At 66.2% G+C, this 16235-nt stretch carries 14 protein-coding genes; 6 read left to right on the top strand and 8 right to left on the bottom strand.

Annotation, left to right across the window (positions count from 1 at the left end):
* Positions 1-36 precede the first annotated feature (36 nt).
* From ACK56M_RS17360 to glcD, 5 genes are all read right to left on the bottom strand, one after another.
* Positions 37-2208, bottom strand: coding sequence for a malate synthase G (locus ACK56M_RS17360; protein WP_411958817.1), 2172 nt, complete (start codon positions 2206-2208; stop codon positions 37-39).
* A 152-nt stretch (positions 2209-2360) separates the two neighbouring features.
* Positions 2361-2759 (bottom strand): heme-binding protein, encoded by a 399-nt coding sequence (locus tag ACK56M_RS17355; RefSeq protein WP_003260918.1) that lies wholly within the window; start codon positions 2757-2759, stop codon positions 2361-2363.
* The gene (glcF, locus tag ACK56M_RS17350) at positions 2752-3987 is read right to left on the bottom strand and encodes a glycolate oxidase subunit GlcF (RefSeq protein ID WP_015270794.1); all 1236 of its coding nucleotides are present in this window, start codon (positions 3985-3987) and stop codon (positions 2752-2754) included. The genes ACK56M_RS17355 and glcF overlap by 8 nt, the downstream gene beginning before the upstream one ends.
* A 9-nt stretch (positions 3988-3996) precedes the next feature.
* A complete protein-coding gene (gene glcE, locus ACK56M_RS17345; RefSeq protein ID WP_015270793.1) occupies positions 3997-5049 on the bottom strand; it encodes a glycolate oxidase subunit GlcE in 1053 nt (350 codons plus the stop codon).
* Positions 5049-6548 carry a glycolate oxidase subunit GlcD gene (glcD, locus tag ACK56M_RS17340; protein WP_411958816.1) on the bottom strand — a complete coding sequence of 500 codons (1500 nt, stop codon included), beginning with the start codon at positions 6546-6548 and terminating at the stop codon, positions 5049-5051. The genes glcE and glcD overlap by 1 nt, the downstream gene beginning before the upstream one ends.
* A gap of 195 nt (positions 6549-6743) precedes the next feature.
* Here glcD and glcC point away from each other — a divergent pair, with 195 nt between their 5' ends.
* Complete coding sequence (gene glcC / locus ACK56M_RS17335) at positions 6744-7508, top strand: transcriptional regulator GlcC (RefSeq protein ID WP_015270791.1); 765 nt, start codon at positions 6744-6746, stop codon at positions 7506-7508.
* Between the two features lie 132 nt (positions 7509-7640).
* Here glcC and ACK56M_RS17330 read toward each other — a convergent pair whose 3' ends face one another.
* A complete protein-coding gene (locus ACK56M_RS17330; protein ID WP_003260922.1) occupies positions 7641-7958 on the bottom strand; it encodes a DUF2388 domain-containing protein in 318 nt (105 codons plus the stop codon).
* Between the two features lie 172 nt (positions 7959-8130).
* Here ACK56M_RS17330 and ACK56M_RS17325 point away from each other — a divergent pair, with 172 nt between their 5' ends.
* Positions 8131-8757: a glutathione S-transferase family protein gene (locus tag ACK56M_RS17325; protein ID WP_015270789.1), complete on the top strand. Its 627-nt coding sequence runs from the start codon at positions 8131-8133 to the stop codon at positions 8755-8757.
* Between the two features lie 94 nt (positions 8758-8851).
* Here the strand turns inward: ACK56M_RS17325 and ACK56M_RS17320 are convergent, their stop codons facing one another.
* The gene (locus tag ACK56M_RS17320; RefSeq protein ID WP_052261066.1) at positions 8852-9094 is read right to left on the bottom strand and encodes a hypothetical protein; all 243 of its coding nucleotides are present in this window, start codon (positions 9092-9094) and stop codon (positions 8852-8854) included.
* 20 nt (positions 9095-9114) lie between these two features.
* Between ACK56M_RS17320 and ACK56M_RS17315 the strand changes: the two genes are divergently transcribed.
* The gene (locus ACK56M_RS17315) at positions 9115-9429 is read left to right on the top strand and encodes a hypothetical protein (RefSeq protein WP_411958815.1); all 315 of its coding nucleotides are present in this window, start codon (positions 9115-9117) and stop codon (positions 9427-9429) included.
* A 210-nt stretch (positions 9430-9639) separates the two neighbouring features.
* Here the strand turns inward: ACK56M_RS17315 and mrdA are convergent, their stop codons facing one another.
* Complete coding sequence (gene mrdA / locus ACK56M_RS17310) at positions 9640-11535, bottom strand: penicillin-binding protein 2 (protein ID WP_264209505.1); 1896 nt, start codon at positions 11533-11535, stop codon at positions 9640-9642.
* Positions 11536-11931: 396 nt separating this feature from the next.
* On the opposite strand from mrdA, the gene ACK56M_RS17305 reads away from it, so the two are divergent.
* From ACK56M_RS17305 to ACK56M_RS17295, 3 genes are read left to right on the top strand one after another with little or no spacing between them, the layout of a single operon-like run.
* Positions 11932-12597, top strand: coding sequence for an ABC transporter ATP-binding protein (locus ACK56M_RS17305; protein ID WP_087501292.1), 666 nt, complete (start codon positions 11932-11934; stop codon positions 12595-12597).
* Complete coding sequence (locus tag ACK56M_RS17300) at positions 12597-15059, top strand: FtsX-like permease family protein (RefSeq protein WP_411958814.1); 2463 nt, start codon at positions 12597-12599, stop codon at positions 15057-15059. The genes ACK56M_RS17305 and ACK56M_RS17300 overlap by 1 nt, the downstream gene beginning before the upstream one ends.
* Positions 15049-16104, top strand: a complete 1056-nt coding sequence (locus tag ACK56M_RS17295) for a lipocalin-like domain-containing protein (protein WP_411958813.1) — start codon at positions 15049-15051, stop codon at positions 16102-16104. The genes ACK56M_RS17300 and ACK56M_RS17295 overlap by 11 nt, the downstream gene beginning before the upstream one ends.
* Positions 16105-16235: the final 131 nt, after the last annotated feature.

The raw sequence follows: 16235 nt of genomic DNA, 5'->3' as shown, positions 1-16235 counted from the left end.
TCATGCAGTGGGGCCGCATAGCGGCCCCTGTCAGCATCAGCGCCCAACCTCCTGCTTGAAACGCAAGCGCCAGCCATGCAGTAACGGTTCGGTATAGCCACTGGGCTGCTGCCGCCCCTTGAACACCAGCTCCCTCGCAGCGCGGAAGGCATGCGATGCCTCGAAACCGGCGGCCATCGGCCGGTACGCCGGGTCCCCGGCATTCTGCTGGTCGACCACGCCGGCCATGCGTTGCAAGGTCGCCTCGACCTGCTCGGCATCGACCACCCCGTGGTGCAGCCAGTTGGCAATGTGCTGCGCGGAAATCCGCAGGGTCGCGCGGTCTTCCATCAAGCCCACATCATGGATATCCGGCACCTTGGAACAGCCCACCCCTTGCTCGACCCAGCGCACCACGTAACCGAGGATACCCTGGCAGTTGTTGTCCAGCTCGGCCTGGATTTCGGCTGCGCTCCAGAGCCGCTCGGGGCTGACCGGGACACTGAGCAAGTCATGCAGCAACTCGGCGCGCTGGGCATTCAGGTCAACCTGTTCCAGCGTTTGCTGCACGGCCGCCACATCCACCTGGTGGTAGTGCAGCGCATGCAGTGTCGCGGCTGTGGGCGAGGGCACCCAGGCCGTGTTGGCGCCGGCCCTGGGCTGGGCGACTTTCTGTTCCAGCATGGCCGCCATCAGGTCGGGCATGGCCCACATGCCCTTGCCGATTTGCGCCTTGCCGCGCAGGCCACAGGCCAGCCCCACCAGTACGTTGCTGCGCTCGTAGGCCTGGATCCAGGCACTGCCTTTCATGTCGCCCTTGCGCAGCATGGCGCCGGCTTCCATGGCCGTGTGCATCTCGTCACCGGTGCGGTCGAGGAAGCCGGTGTTGATGAACACCACCCGTGACGCGGCGCTGGCGATGCAGGCCTTGAGGTTGACGCTGGTACGCCGCTCCTCGTCCATGATGCCCATCTTCAGCGTGTGTGCGGGCAGGCCCAACAGGGCTTCGACGCGGCCGAACAGCTGGTCGGCAAAGGCCACCTCGGCCGGCCCGTGCATCTTCGGCTTGACGATGTACAGGCTGCCCTCGCGGGAATTGCCACGGCGCTTGAGGTCATGCAGGCCGATCAGGCTGGTGACCACAGCATCGAGTATGCCTTCCGGGATTTCCCGGCCATCGCGGTCGTGGATGGCCGGGTTGGTCATCAGATGGCCGACGTTGCGGATGAACAGCAGCGAGCGGCCTGGCAGGGTCAGTGGCTGGTCGTCTGCGCCGTGGTAGTGGCGGTCTTCGGCCAGGGTGCGTTCGAAGGTCTTGCCGCCCTTGCTGACCTGTTCGCTGAGGTCGCCCTTCATCAGGCCGAGCCAGTTGCGGTAGACGTTGACCTTGTCGTCGGCATCCACGGCGGCTACCGAGTCTTCGCAGTCGATGATGGTGGTGAGCGCGGCCTCCAGCAGGATGTCCTTGACCCCGGCCGGGTCCTGCCGGCCGATGGCGTTGGCCGGGTCGACCTGGATTTCGAAATGCAGCTGGTGATGCTGCAACAGGATCGCTGTTGGCGTGTTCGGCTCACCTTGGTAACCACGCAGTTGCGCGGGGTGCCTGAGGCCGACCTGGCGGCCATCGGCCAGGGTTACCTGCAGCGTGCCCTGGCTGATCGCGTAGGCCTTGGCGTCGTTGTGCGACGCACCGTCGAGGGGGGCCGCGGTGTCGAGGAACTGCCGGCCATAGGCGATCACCTTGGCGCCGCGTTGCGGGTTGTAGCCCTGGCCACGTTCGGTGCCCTCGGTTTCGGCGATGGCATCGGTGCCGTACAGGGCATCGTACAGCGAGCCCCAGCGGGCGTTGGCGGCGTTGAGGGCGTAGCGGGCGTTGCTCAGTGGCACTACCAGTTGCGGGCCGGCCTGCACGGCGATCTCGCGGTCGACGTTGCGGGTGCTGACCTGCACGCTTGCCGGGGGCTCTACAAGGTAGCCGATGCCTTGCAGGAAATGCTGGTAGGCGGCCATGTCACGGATCGGGCCGGGGTGCTGGCGGTGCCAGTTGTCGAGTTCTGTCTGCAGGTGCTCGCGTTCGGCGAGCAGGGCGCGGTTTTGTGGTGCGAGGTCGTGGATCAGGGTGCTGAAGCCTTGCCAGAAGGTGCGGGCTTCGATGCCGGTGCCGGGGAGGACCTCATCTTCGATGAAGCGCTGCAGGGTGGGGGCGATCTGGAGTGGATGGTTTGGCATTGTCTGTTCGCTCGAAGTTCAGGCTTCTGGATAAATGTTGCTTTTGCCGGCCTCTTCGCGGGTAAACCCGCTCCTACAGGTGCTGCACCCGTCTCAGGCCTTGTGAAAGCCCTGTGGGAGCGGGCAAGCCCGCGAAGAGGCCGGCACAGGATTCAGAGGGCAGCCGCCCCGGCCTTGGCCACCTGGGCATCCTGCTCGGCCTTGACCCCGGACACGCCAATCGCCCCCACCACCTGGCCATCCACCCGCAGCGGTACGCCACCTTCCAGGCTGGTCAGCAGCGGCGCGGTAACGAAAGCAGTACGGCCACCATTGACCATTTCCTCGTAATCTCGCGTCTCCTTGCGCCCCAGTGCGGCAGTGCGGGCCTTTTCCATCGCGATGTAGGCGCTGGCCGGCGCGCAGCCGTCCAGGCGCTCCAGGGCCAGCGGGTGGCCGCCGTCGTCGACCACGGCAATGGTCACGTTCCATTGTTGTGCCTGGGCTTCCTGGCGGGCGGCGGTCAGCACTTTGGCGACTTCGGCCTGGCCGATAACGGACTTGCTATGCATGGTGGTTCTCCGGGTTCAAGGCTGCTTCGACGATTTCGATCCAGTGCCGCACCGGTGTGCGCCCGGCCCCGTCGAGGTGGGCCTGGCAGCCGATGTTGGCGGTGGCGATGACTTGCGGTTTGCCGCTTTCCAGGGCGTTGAGGCGGTTGTCGCGCAGTTGTAGCGACAGCTCGGGTTGGGTCAGCGAATAGGTGCCGGCCGAGCCGCAGCACAGGTGGCCGTCCGGTACCGGGGTCAAGGTGAAGCCAAGGCGTGTCAGCAATGCCTCCACCGCACCCCCCAGCTTCAGCGCGTGCTGCAGGGTGCATGGGCAATGGAAGGCCAGGCGCTGTTCGACGCACACGCCCAGTTGCTCGACCGGCTCGTCGCGCAGCACCTCCACCAGGTCGCGGGACAGAGCGCTGACCCGTGCGGCCTTGGCGGCGTAGCGCGGGTCCTTTTCCAGCAGGTGGCCGTAATCGCGCACGAACGCGCCGCAGCCGCTGGCGGTTTGCACGATGGCCTCGGCGCCGGCTTCGATGGCAGGCCACCAGGCATCGATATTGCGCCGCGCCCGTTGCAGGCCTTGTTCCTGGGCATTGAGGTGGTAGTCCACCGCGCCACAGCAGCCCGCCTGCTGGATTGGCACCACGCTGATGCCCAGGCGGTCCAGCAGGCGTGCGGCGGCTGCGTTGGTGTTGGGCGACAGGGCCGGTTGCACACAGCCTTCCAGCATCAGCACCCGCCGCGCATGGCGCGGTGCGGGGCGTTGGCCGGGGGCGGTGACCCGCGCCGGCAGCTTGCGCTTGAGCGTGGCCGGCAGCAGCGGGCGCAGGGCCTGGCCACTGCGGGTCAGGGCCTTGAACAGCGCCGGGCGTGGCACCACTGCACGCAGGCCCTGGCGCAGCAGGCGCTGGCCGAGCGGGCGTGGCACCTGCTGTTCGACCACGGCGCGGCCAATGTCCAGCAGGTCGTGGTACTTCACCCCGGAAGGGCAGGTGGTTTCACAGTTGCGGCAGGTCAGGCAGCGATCCAGGTGCAACTGGGTGCTGGCGGTGATCGGCGCGCCTTCGAGCATCTGCTTGATCAGGTAGATGCGCCCGCGTGGGCCGTCCAGTTCATCGCCCAGCAGCTGGTAGGTGGGGCACGTGGCGGTACAGAAGCCACAGTGCACGCAGGAGCGCAGGATGCTTTCGGCCTCGTCGGCGCGGGCCAGGTGCCGGGCGGTTTCGCTCAGGTTGGTTTGCATGGTCTGGCCTCACAGGTCCGGGTACAGGCGGCCAGGGTTGAACACACCCTGGGGGTCGAGTTGCTGCTTGAGCGCTCGGTGGTAGCGCATCAGCGCGGCAGGCAGCGGTGGGCTGCTGGCAGCGCCAGGGGCATGGCAGGTGGCGTGGCCACCAACCTTGGCGACCTGCTCGCGGATGTGTTGCGCCGGTGCCGTGGACTTGAGCCAGCGCTGCGCGCCACCCCAGTCGATCAGCTGCTGGCCGGGCAAATCCAGCTCGCCGGTGGTGTTGGGCACGGACAAGCGCCACAGCGGCGCGGGGCCGGCAAAGAACGCCAGGCGCTGCTCGCGCAGGTCGCTCCAGAAGCTGCTGTCCAGTGCCTCGCCGCCCAGACGCTGGCGTGCCGACTGCACCGAGCCTTCGCCGCCTTCAAGGCGCAGGTACAGCGCGTCACTGTCATGGCAGGCCGCACTGATCGGCAGCGGCTGCTGGCCCCATTCGGCCAGCTCCGCCAGCGCCTGGTGGCGGCCCATCGGCAGGCGCAGGCTGAGGCACTGGCGCGGGCGGGGCAGCACTTTCAGCGACACCTCGGTCAGCAGCCCGAGGCAGCCGAAGCTGCCCGCCATCAGCCGCGACACGTCGTAGCCGGCAACGTTCTTCATCACTTCGCCACCAAAGCGCAACAGCTTGCCGTGGCCGGTGATCACCCGCGTGCCCAGCACATAGTCGCGCACCGACCCGGCCCACGGCCGCCTTGGGCCGGACAGCCCGGCCGCGACCATGCCACCCAGGGTGGCGTCGGGGCCCAGGTGCGGTGGTTCGCAGGGCAGCATCTGGCCAGCCTCGTGCAGCGCTGCCTCGATCTCGCGCAGCGGCGTGCCGGCGCGGGCAGTCAGCACCAGCTCGGTCGGGTCGTAGCTGACGATGCCGCGGTGGCTGCGGGTGTCGAGTACCTCGCCGGCCACCGGGCAGCCGAGCATGGCCTTGCTGTTGCCACCCTGGATACGCAGCGGCGTGGCCTGGTTCAGCGCCTGGTTGACCTGCTCCAGCAGGGCCTGGCTGATGTCGCGGTCCATGCTCATCAGAAACGCTCCAGTTCGGGAAAGGGCAGTTGCCCATGGTGCACGTGCATGGCGCCAAATTCGGCGCAGCGGTGCAGGGTGGGGATGTTCTTGCCGGGGTTGAGCAGGCCTTGCGGGTCGAAGGCGGCCTTGATCGCATGGAACAGGGTGATTTCGTCGCTGTTGAACTGTGCGCACATCTGGTTGATCTTCTCGCGCCCCACGCCGTGTTCGCCGGTGATGCTGCCGCCTACGGCCACGCACAGCTCGAGGATCTTGCCGCCGATGGCTTCGGCACGTTCCAGCTCGCCTGGCAGGTTGGCATCGAACAGGATCAGCGGGTGCATGTTGCCGTCGCCGGCATGGAACACGTTGGCCACGCGCAGGCCGTATTCGGCGGACAGGTCGCTGATGCCCTTGAGCACCCGTGGCAGTTCGCGGCGCGGGATGGTGCCGTCCATGCAGTAGTAGTCCGGGGAGATGCGCCCCACCGCCGGGAAGGCGTTCTTGCGCCCGGCCCAGAAGCGCACGCGCTCGGCCTCGTCGCAGGCCAGCCGCACATCACGCGCACCGGCCTGGGCCAGCACGGCGGCGACCCGTTCGCAGTCATCGTGCACATCGGCTTCGACGCCATCCAGTTCGCACAGCAGGATGGCCGCAGCGTCAACCGGGTAGCCGGCGTGGATGAAGTCCTCGGCAGCGCGGATCGCCAGGTTGTCCATCATCTCCAGGCCGCCGGGGATGATCCCGGCAGCGATGATCTCGGCCACTGCCCGGCCGGCGTCCTCGACGCTGTCGAAGCTGGCCAGCAGCACCCGTGCCACCTGGGGCTTGGGCAGCAGCTTGACGGTGACTTCGGTGACGATGCCGAGCATGCCTTCGGAGCCGGTGAACAGTGCCAGCAGGTCGAAACCGGGGCTGTCCAGGGCATCGCTGCCAAGGGTCAGGCGTTCGCCCTCGACCGTGAGGATTTCCACCTTGAGCAGGTTGTGCACGGTCAGGCCGTACTTCAGGCAGTGCACGCCACCGGCATTCTCCGCGACATTGCCGCCGATGGAGCAGGCTATCTGCGAGGACGGGTCCGGCGCATAGTACAGGCCGTAGGGCGCGGCCGCCTGGGAGATGGCCAGGTTGCGCACGCCGGGCTGCACACGGGCGAAGCGGCCCTGCGGGTTGACTTCGAGAATGCGGTTGAACCGCGCCATCACCAGCAGGATGCCTTTGGCCAGTGGCAGGGCGCCGCCCGACAGGCCGGTACCGGCGCCGCGTGCCACCACCGGCATGCCACGCTGGTGGCAAAGCCTGAGCAGCGCCTGCACCTGCTCCAGGCGCTCGGGCAGCACCACCAGCAGCGGCACCGTGCGGTAGGCTGAGAGGCCGTCGCATTCATAGGGCTTGAGGTCTTCCTCGCGGTGCAGGATCTCGAGGTCCGGCAGGGCAGCGCGCAGCGCTTGCAGCAGCGCCGCCCGATCCACGTCGGGCAGCGCGCCATCGACGCGTTCGTCATACAGGATATTCATCGGCTCACTCGGCAACGGTTTTTGTTGTTGTTGGCAAAGCGCTCACCCTTGCAGCCTGCGCGTGGCAGCCGCCGCGGTCGAGCACGGGGTGAACTGGTCCTACCAGTTTTTGCGACGGGTACTGGTTATTGACGGCTTTGCCCGGCTAGATTGAAGCAGGTGGTCGAAGTGGTCCTACCAGCAGGAGGGTACGCAGTGGGTACTGAAGGCAAGGCCAAGGTCGCCGACCAGGTGGCCGAACGGGTCGAGCGGCTGATCGTCGAAGGCGTGCTCAAGGTGGGCCAGGCCCTGCCGTCGGAGCGGCGCCTGGTGGACAAGCTGGGCTGCTCGCGCTCGGCGCTGCGTGAGGGCCTGCGCATCCTGCGCGGGCGCGGCATCATCGACACCGAGCAGGGGCGCGGCTCGTTCGTCGCCGACCTGACGGGCCATGCGGGTGCCACGCCGTTGATGCACCTGTTCGGCTCGCAGCCGCGCACGCTGTTCGACCTGCTGGAAGTGCGGGCGTTGCTGGAAGCCGAGTCGGCGCGCCTGGCGGCACTGCGGGCCACCGAGGTCGACCGTTTGTTGATCCGCCGGCGTTATGAAGAAATGCTGGCTGCGCACGAAGCCCCAGAAGCGATGGATGCCCGTGAACATGCCCGCCGCGACCATGCCTTTCACAGGGCGATCAGCGAGGCTTCGCACAACCCGGTGCTGGTGCATACCTTGCAATCGCTCAGTGACCTGACCTTGAGCACGGTGTTCGCCTCGGTCAACAACTTGTATTGCCGGCCGGCGCAGAAGCGCCAGATCGACCGCCAGCATGCGCGGTTGTATCACGCGGTGATGGAGCAGTTGCCCGAGCAGGCGCAGCGCGCGGCGCGCGAGCATATCAACGGGATCCGCGACAGTTTGCGGGAGATCGAGCAGGAAGAGCAGCGGCTGGTAAGGGCTACCATGCGCATGGATGGCTGGGGTTGAGGTGTTACCTGTGCCGGCCCTTTCGCGGGTAAACCCGCTCCTACAGGAGGCTGCGCTGGGTTTGAAGTCGGTGCGGTGCCTGTGGGAGCGGGTTTACCCGCGAAGAGGCCTGTGCAGGATTAGCTCAATCAATCAATGATCGGCTATGCGGTCATCCTGCGAGAGGAGGGCCCGGGCCAGCTCTTCATCATTGGCCTGCAGGCCTGGGTTGTCCTTGCGGGCCTGTTCCAGCGCCGACTCCACATAGGCGCCACGGATTGCACCACCGCTGGCGACGTAGGCCGAAAGCTCGTCACGCGCCGGGATGATCCGTTTGTCGTCCTTGAAGGTCGAGTAAAGCGAAGCGGAAACACCGGCCGAGGTTGCGACGTCGCCTGCGTCGACGTCAGCCAGGGCAGCACCGGCAGGCAGCAGGAGCAGCAGCGCAGGGGCGAGGAGTAGGTGGCGCATGGTGTGTTCTCCAGTAGCGTGAAGCCCAAGTAATTGAACCACTCAGTGATTAAGAAAGCGCAGGTGGGGTGGTAGTTCCCTTCGTATCGGAAACAGGCATTGACCCTGTCCAGCCAGGCGTGATCTGCTCGGGCTGCTGGCCCAATCATTTCAATGGATGAAGGTTCTCCCCATGCCCGACTACAAGCTGCATTGCTTCGCCGAATCCGGTAACGCCTACAAGGCCGCCCTGATGCTTGAACTCACAGGCCAGGACTGGCAGCCGGTGTTCGTCGATTTCTTCAATGGCCAGACTCGCGAACAAGCCTGGCGCGACGACGTGAACGAACAGGGCGAGGTGCCGGTGCTGGAACACGCCGGCAAATCCTTTACCCAGTCTGCGCTGATCCTCGACTACCTCGCGGAGAAAACCGGGCAGTTCGGCCCCCGCGACGAAGACGAAAAGCGCGAGATCTGGCGCTGGATGCTGTTCGATAACCATAAGTTCACCAGCTACTACGCGGCGCTGCGTTTTCTTTTCTGCCTGAAGAAAACCGGTGAAACGGATGTGACCCGGTTCCTGCGTGAACGTGCCATGGCGGCCTACCGTATCGTCGACGCGCACCTGGCGAAGACACCGTTCATGGTCGGTGGCCGGCTGACGATCGCTGACCTGTCGCTGGCCGGGTATGTGTTCATGCCGGAGGACACTGGCATTGCGTTGGCGCAGTTCACCCACATCGAGGCATGGAAAGCGCGAATCCAGGCGTTGCCAGGGTGGAAGCACCCGTATGAACTGATGCCCCGCGCGGCATCCTGAGCAATCCGGCTCGCCAGGCCATGGTGCAGTGGGCCTTTGGCGAGCCAGCCATTCTGATGGCCGGTCGGTGACAAGCGCAGCGGCGTGGCTACGCTCAGAAATCAAGAAACATCCCGAAATATTTGGCCGGCAGGCCCTGAAGGATCTCGTTCAACCGCTGCAGATGGAAGGCCGCGCTGGTTAGCAAGTCGCCCCATGGGGGGCCGGAAATCACAGGGTGCGTCGTGCAACCCGGTGCTACTCCAAGCGGAGGCATCATGATGCTCAGGAAATGCTTGTTGGCTTTGGCGATCGGTACAGTGTTGTCGGCTTCGGCCGTGTTGGTGCCAGATTCCATTGACGGTACCTCCAGCGCGTATGCGAAGGATGGTGGCGGTGGCGGTGGCGGTGGCCATGGTGGCGGAGGTGGTGGTAGTGGCGGTGGCGGTGGCCATGGTGGCGGAGGTGGCGGCGGTGGTAGTGGCGGCGGCGGTGGCCATGGCGGTGGAGGTGGCGGTAGCGGCGGTGGTGGCTCGGGTGGTGGCCACGGCGGCAGTGGCAGCGGGCACAGTGGCGATGGTGGTGGGCATGATGGCCGCGGGCGCAATGGTGCTGATGATGGTGCCGACCACGAGGCCAACCACGAGGCCAATCATGAGGCGAATCACGATGTGGGCGAGACCCACGGTGTAGGGCATGGCGCCGACGATGGGGCTGACCATGACGTTGGGGATGATCGCGGAGGCGATCGGAGCTAGCAATTTGGGTGTCTGTGTCGGCCTCTTCGCGGGCACGCCCGCTCCCACAGGTATCGCGCCGCTTTCAAGGTTGGCGCAGCACCTGTGGGAGCGGGCGTGCCCGCGAAGAGGCCCGAACAGGCCATAGAGCGGCTTCCAGCGATTCTCACGCATGCGGCACGCTGCGAGGCGCTACCCCACCCGCATACTCCGGCTTCAGATGCCCCTGCTCATCCAGCAGATAGGCATCCATCACCTCCCGCACCACCGGCCCTGCCACCCGCCCGCCAGCTTCGCCGTTCTCGATCATCACCGCCACCACCACACTCGGGTGATCAGCCGGGGCAAAGCCTACGAACAGGGCGTTGTCGCGGTGCCGCTCCAGGGTCTTGTTGCGGTTGTAGCGTTCGCCCTGCTTGATCGCCACCACCTGCGCGGTGCCGCTCTTGCCGGCAATCCGGTATTGCGCACCGGCCGCGGCAGCGCGGGCGATGCCGCGCGGGTCGTGCATGACCATCTGCATGCCCTGGCTGACCTGGTCCCAGGCGTGCCTGTCGTGCAGCACGATATTGGGCATCGGGTTGGGGTCTACCGGCGCATCGCCACCCACGGTCATGGCCAGGTGCGGGCGGTGCCACACGCCCTTGCTCGCCAGCAGGCTGGTGGCCTGGGCCAGCTGCAGCGGGGTGACCTGCATGTAGCCCTGGCCGATGCCCAGGATCAGCGTCTCGCCCGGGAACCAGGCCTGGCGCCGGGTGGCGCGCTTCCACTCGGCCGACGGCATCAGCCCGGACGCTTCCTCGAACATGTCCAGCGACACCTTCTGGCCCAGGCCGAACTCGGCCATGTAGTCGTGCAGGCGGTCGATGCCCAGCTTGTGCGCCAGGTCGTAGAAGTAGGTGTCGTTGGACCGCATGATGGCGGTGTACATATCCACCCAGCCATCGCCGCTGCGGTTCCAGTTGCGGTACTTGTGGTCGTAGTTTGGCAGCTCGTAGTAGCCGGGGTCGAACACCCGGCTGCCCGGGGTGATCACGCCGCTGTCGAGGCCGGCGATGGCCACTTCCGGCTTCACCGTCGAACCGGGGGCATACAAGCCGCGCAGCACGCGGTTGAACAGCGGGCGGTCGATGGAATCGCGCAGGGCGGCGTACTGTTTGAAGCTGATGCCCTTGACGAACAGGTTGGGGTCGAAGCTGGGGTTGCTGACCATCGCCAGCACGTCGCCATTGGCCGGGTCGAGCACAACCACCGAGCCGCGGCGGTCGCCCAGGGCCTTTTCCGCGGCCAGTTGCAGGTGGGCGTCCAGGGTCAGGACGATGTCCTGGCCCGGGGTCGGGGCCTTGTGGTTGAGCACACGCATCACCCGGCCCTGGGCGTTGGTCTCGACCTCCTCGTAGCCCACGTGGCCATGCAGCTGGCTTTCGTAGAAGTGCTCGATGCCGGTCTTGCCGATCGACTGGGTGCCCCGGTATTCGGTGCTGTCGAGGGTCTTGGCCTCTTTCTCGTTGATGCGCCCCACATAGCCCACCGAGTGGGCGAAATGCTCGGCCAGCGGGTACTCGCGGATGAACTGTGGTTCCACCTCCAGGCCTGGCAGGCGGAACTGGTTCACCGCCACCAGGGCGATCTGCTCCTCGCTTAGGCCGACCATCAGGGTCACTGGCTCGAACGGCTTGCGGCCACGGCGCAGGTCCTTGTCGAACTGCTTGCGGTCGTCCTCGGTCAGGCTCAGCACTTGGGCCAGGGTATCGAGCACCTTGGCGGTGTCGCCGCCGGCCCGCTCGCGGGTCATGGTCAGGTCGAAGCTGGGCTTGTTGTCGGCCAGCACCACGCCGTTGCGGTCGTAGATCAGCCCGCGCTCGGGGGCGATGGGCAGCACGTGCACGCGGTTGTTTTCCGATACGGCGGTCTGCTGGTCGTGTTGCAGCACCTGCAGCACATAGAGCCGGCCCACCAGGACGGCGACCAGGCTGAAGACCAGGGCGGCGCAGGCCAGAAGCCGGCGGTTGACCAGGTGCTTTTCCTTTTCGTGGTCCTTGAGGGGGATGGGTTGTGGCATCGGTGACTCTGTCCTGACGGGTAGCAGTGCCTGTAGGAGCAGCCTTGTGCTGCGAAGAGGACGGTAGCACCGTAGTAGTTCAGCAGGCCACGACGGCCCATTCGCAGCACAAGGCTGCTCCTACAGGTGGCGCGGTGGTTGTACGCGCGCGATCGGGCCGCGGATGCTACGCAACCCGTACCGCACCCTCAAGGCAAGTGCCGGCTGGCGGTAGGCTGGTATTGGCTGTGTGCCCCGTGATCAGGGCGCTTGCCAGCAAAATGAAGATTTGTTCATGGCGGCGGAGTGGTGATGGAACTTGTTGATGGAACGATGCAAGTTGAGTCCATGAGCACGCCCATGTCGCCATGAACCTGCTATTCCTAAGAAGACACTTGAACCCACCAAGGCCCGTCGATGCTGGTCATCGAAAACCTCCACAAATCATTCCCCACCCCCCAAGGCCCGCTTCCGGTGCTGCAGGGCGTCGACCTGCGCCTGGCACGCGGCAGCAGCCTGGCGCTGATGGGCGAGTCGGGCAGCGGCAAGAGCACGTTGCTGCACCTGGTGGCCGGCCTGGACCGAGCCGACAGTGGCCGCATCCTGATCGACGACGCCCCGCTCGACAGCCGTTCCGAGGCGTCGCTGGCGCTGTGGCGGCGGGAGGGCATTGGCCTGGTGTTCCAGCAGTACAACCTGATCAGCAGCCTGGACGTGGGGGCAAACCTTGCGTTCCAGGCCCGGTTGGCCGGTCGGCATGATCCCCTTTGGCTGGCCTATCTGTCGCAGCGCCTGGGTTTGGCGGATTTGCTGGCGCGTTACCCGGAGCAACTGTCTGGCGGCCAGCAACAGCGGGTCGCCATTGGCCGCGCCCTGGCCGGTCGCCCGGCTTGGTTGCTGGCCGACGAACCCACCGGCAGCCTCGACGAAGCCAGCAGCGACGAGGTGTTGAGCCTGCTGCTGCAGCTGGTCACCGAGGCTGGCAGTGGTGTGTTGATGGTGACCCACAGCCCCCGGCTAGCGGCGCGCCTGCAGCAGCGTTGTTACCTGCAGGCCGGCCGCGTGCGGCCTGAGCAGGGCTGATGAAACTCCTGGCGCTGGCTTTGTTGGCGCTGCTAAGCCACTGGCGGCGACATCGCGTGCAGTTTTTCAGCATCTTCACCGGCCTGTGGCTGGCCACGGCGCTGTGGACCGGTGTGCAGGCGCTGAACAGCCAGGCACGTAGCGACTATGCCCGGGCCAGCGCGGTGCTGGCCGGGCCGCTGCAGGCGCAACTGGTACCGCGCCATGGCGAGCGCTTCGATCAGACGCTTTACGTGCAATTGCGCAGGTTGGGCTGGGCGGTGACGCCGGTACTGGAAGGGCGCTTGCGCTTGCCCGGTGAGCCGGCGCGCAGCGTGCGGTTGATCGGCATCGAGCCATTGAGCTTGCCGCCGACCAGCAGCATCGCCGGTGTACAGCCTCGAACGTTCGATCTGCGGGCCTTCATTGGCATGCCCGGGCAAGCCTGGGTTGGGCCAGACACTTTGCGTCAGCTGAATGCAGCCCCGGGGGCGTCGCCACGCGACAGCGAAGGGCAGCAGCTGCCGCCGTTGGTTTTGCAGCCAGCGCTGGCACCGGGGGTGATCGTGGTCGATATCGGCCACGCCCAGACATTGCTGCACGCCCCCGGGCAGCTTTCGCGCTTGCTGGTAGCTGCCGCGCCGGGGCCGTTGCCCGCGGATATCGCGTCTTTCCTTGAGCTGCAACCCGAACAGGACGATGGCGGTCTGCAGCGGCTGACCGACAGTTTTCACCTCAACCTGACCGCCCTCGGCCTGCTGGCGTTCGTCGTCGGCCTGTTCATCGCCCATGCTGCAATCGGCTTGGCACTGGAGCAGCGGCGCGGCCTGATTCGCAACCTGCGCGCCTGTGGCATCGGCTTGCATACCCTGTTGTGTGCCTTGGTGCTGGAACTTGGCCTGTTCGCGGTGTTGGGCGGTCTGGCTGGCGTGGCCAGTGGTTACGGGCTAGCCGCGTGGTTGTTGCCCGATGTGGCCGCCAGCTTGCGCGGCCTGTATGGCGCCCAGGTCGCCGGGACGCTGAGCCTGCCCGCCGGGTGGTGGCTGATGGGTGTACTGGTGAGCGTACTGGGGGCACTGCTGGCGGGTTTGGGCAGCGTATTGCGTGCGGCGCGGTTACCGTTGCTGGCGCTGGCGCAACCTCAGGCGTGGCGGTTGGCGCAGGGGCCGTGGTTGCGGCGTCAGGCTCTGGTGGCCGGCCTGTTGCTGTTGTTGGCCTTGGGCTGTGCCGTGCTGGGCGACAGCCTGCCCAGCGCGTTCGGCCTGCTGGCAGGCTTGCTGCTGGCGGCGGCGTTACTGCTGCCGGCCTTGCTCGACCGGGGGCTGGTCTGGCTGGCGCGCCATTGCCGGCGGCCTTTGTCGCAATGGTTCATCGCCGACAGTCGCCAGCAACTGCCAGCCCTGAGCCTGGCATTGATGGCACTGTTGCTGGCGCTGGCCGCCAGTGTCGGCGTGGGCAGCATGACCGAGGGCTTTCGCAAGACCTTTGTCGGTTGGCTTGACCTGCGCCTGTCCGCCGACCTGTATGTCATCCCAAGGGACACCGCCCAGGGCTTGCAGATAGCCGAGTGGCTCAGGCAGCAACCTTCAGTTGGTATGGTATTACCCGGCTGGCGTGTGGAAACGCAGCTGCAGGGCTGGCCAGTGCAGGTCCAGGGCATCGTCGATCATCCTGTCTATCGCACACGCTGGCCATTGTTGGCGCAGCAAAAGCAGGCCTGGCAGCAATTGGCCAGTGGCCAGGCGGTGATGCTCAGTGAACAGCTGGCCAGGCGACTGAAACTGCAACTGGGCGATCGCCTGAGACTGGCGGCAGACACTTCGCCTGCCCTGACCGTTGTGGGGATCTACGCCGATTACGGCAACCCCAAAGGGCACGTACTGGTCAATGCCGGCTGGCTGCGCGGGCACTGGCCACAGGCAACCCTGACCGGGTTGAGTGTCGATCTGGTGGGCGATCAGTCGTCGGCGCTCGAGGCTGCATTGCAACAGCGCTTCGCCCTGGACGACAGCCGTGTGGTCGAGCAGGCGCGTCTCAAACGCTGGTCGACCGACGTGTTCAACCGCACCTTCGCCGCCACCGCCGCGCTCAACAGCCTTACCCTTGGCGTGGCTGGCGTGGCGCTGTTCATCAACTTGCTGACCCTGGGCCAGACTCGCCTGGGCCAGTTGGCGCCGCTGTGGGCACTGGGTGTGCGGCGCACGCACCTGGTGTGGCTGAGCCTTGGGCAGACATTGCTGCTGAGCAGCCTTACCGTGCTGCTGGCGATCCCGCTGGGCATCCTGCTGGCCTGGTGCCTGGTCGCGGTGGTGAACGTGCAGGCATTCGGCTGGCGTTTGCCGCTCTACGTGTTCCCTGCGCAACTGCTGCACCTGGCGGTGCTGGGCATGCTTACCAGCCTGTTGGCCAGCGCGTGGCCCTTGTGGCAGCTGGCGCGTCGCCAGCCGCGCGAACTGTTGAGGCCGTTTGCCGATGAAACGTAGCGCCTGGCTGTTGCTGTGTGGGTTGCTGGGCGGCTGTGACCAGCCCGCCGAGCAAAGCTATGCCGGGCTCGGGCAGCAGGCGGGTGAATTCAGCCAGGTACGGCGCGGCCATCGCCTGGAATTTCCGCGTGACCATGGGGCCCACGATGGCTTTCGCATCGAATGGTGGTATGTCACCGCCAACCTCCAGGACTTCCAGGGGCGGGACTGGGGCGCGCAGTGGACGCTGTTTCGCTCGGCCCTGCGCCCAGGCCCCGAGACTGCCGGCTGGAACAGCCCGAACCTGTGGATGGGGCATGCGGCGCTGACCGGTCCCGGGGGGCATCGGTCTGGCGAAACCTTGGCGCGCGGGAGTATCGGCCAGGCTGGCGTGCAGGCCCAGCCGTTCCGGGCGTGGATCAATGACTGGTCGTTGCAGGGCAGCAATGGCATCGAAAATCTGCAAATGGTCGCCGGTGGTGACGGCTTTCGCTATGACCTGCAACTGCACAGCGATCGGCCCTTGGTGCTGCACGGGGACCAGGGCTACAGCGAGAAGTCCGGCAAGGGGCAGGCTTCGTACTATTACAGTCAGCCGTTCTATCGGGTGAGTGGGGAAGTGCAGCGTGACGGCCAGTGCATTGCCGTCACCGGCCAGGCCTGGCTGGACCGGGAATGGAGCAGCCAGCCGCTGGCTGCCGGGCAGACGGGTTGGGACTGGTTTTCCCTGCACCTGGACAGTGGCGCCAGGCTGATGCTGTTTCAGGTGCGCGAGGTGCAGGGGGAGGCGTATCGCGCCGGGACCTGGGTCGGCCCGCAGGGTGAAGTGGTGGTGCTGCAGGGGGCGCAGATCCAGCTGCAGGCGCTGGCCTGGGCCCGGCAGAAGAACGGCAAGCAGGTGCCGACGCGATGGCGGGTGCAGGTGCCGGAGCATGGCGTGGATGTGCGGGTCGAGGCTGTGGAATCGCAGGCCTGGATGGAGACACGGTTCCCGTACTGGGAGGGGCCGGTGCGCTTGACCGGGAGTGCGGGTGGGCGTGGGTATCTGGAGATGACCGGCTATTAGCAATCCTGGGGTTTCTGAGTTTTTCTGGGGCTGCTTTGCAGCCCTTTCGCGACACAAGGCCGCTCCTACAGGGAATCGCGCCAACTTTTAGAATTTGAGCGAGACAGTTGCTCGCACAGGTACTGCATAAG

Source organism: Pseudomonas sp. s4 (assembly GCF_046764235.1).
In the GTDB taxonomy this organism is placed as follows: domain Bacteria; phylum Pseudomonadota; class Gammaproteobacteria; order Pseudomonadales; family Pseudomonadaceae; genus Aquipseudomonas; species Aquipseudomonas asiatica.
This window is presented reverse-complemented; position numbering and strand designations above follow the sequence as displayed.

What these genes read in the sequence shown, in the direction of transcription:
- ACK56M_RS17305 (WP_087501292.1), top strand. Translation starts at nt 11,932, where the DNA reads ATGCTGGTCATCGAAAACCTCCACAAATCATTCCCCACCCCCCAAGGC.
- mrdA (WP_264209505.1), bottom strand. Translation starts at nt 11,535, where the DNA reads ATGCCACAACCCATCCCCCTCAAGGACCACGAAAAGGAAAAGCACCTG.
- glcD (WP_411958816.1), bottom strand. Translation starts at nt 6,548, where the DNA reads ATGAATATCCTGTATGACGAACGCGTCGATGGCGCGCTGCCCGACGTG.
- glcE (WP_015270793.1), bottom strand. Translation starts at nt 5,049, where the DNA reads ATGAGCATGGACCGCGACATCAGCCAGGCCCTGCTGGAGCAGGTCAAC.
- ACK56M_RS17315 (WP_411958815.1), top strand. Translation starts at nt 9,115, where the DNA reads ATGCGAAGGATGGTGGCGGTGGCGGTGGCGGTGGCCATGGTGGCGGAG.
- ACK56M_RS17320 (WP_052261066.1), bottom strand. Translation starts at nt 9,094, where the DNA reads ATGGAATCTGGCACCAACACGGCCGAAGCCGACAACACTGTACCGATC.
- ACK56M_RS17300 (WP_411958814.1), top strand. Translation starts at nt 12,597, where the DNA reads ATGAAACTCCTGGCGCTGGCTTTGTTGGCGCTGCTAAGCCACTGGCGG.
- ACK56M_RS17295 (WP_411958813.1), top strand. Translation starts at nt 15,049, where the DNA reads ATGAAACGTAGCGCCTGGCTGTTGCTGTGTGGGTTGCTGGGCGGCTGT.
- glcF (WP_015270794.1), bottom strand. Translation starts at nt 3,987, where the DNA reads ATGCAAACCAACCTGAGCGAAACCGCCCGGCACCTGGCCCGCGCCGAC.
- ACK56M_RS17330 (WP_003260922.1), bottom strand. Translation starts at nt 7,958, where the DNA reads ATGCGCCACCTACTCCTCGCCCCTGCGCTGCTGCTCCTGCTGCCTGCC.
- ACK56M_RS17360 (WP_411958817.1), bottom strand. Translation starts at nt 2,208, where the DNA reads ATGCCAAACCATCCACTCCAGATCGCCCCCACCCTGCAGCGCTTCATC.
- ACK56M_RS17355 (WP_003260918.1), bottom strand. Translation starts at nt 2,759, where the DNA reads ATGCATAGCAAGTCCGTTATCGGCCAGGCCGAAGTCGCCAAAGTGCTG.
- ACK56M_RS17325 (WP_015270789.1), top strand. Translation starts at nt 8,131, where the DNA reads ATGCCCGACTACAAGCTGCATTGCTTCGCCGAATCCGGTAACGCCTAC.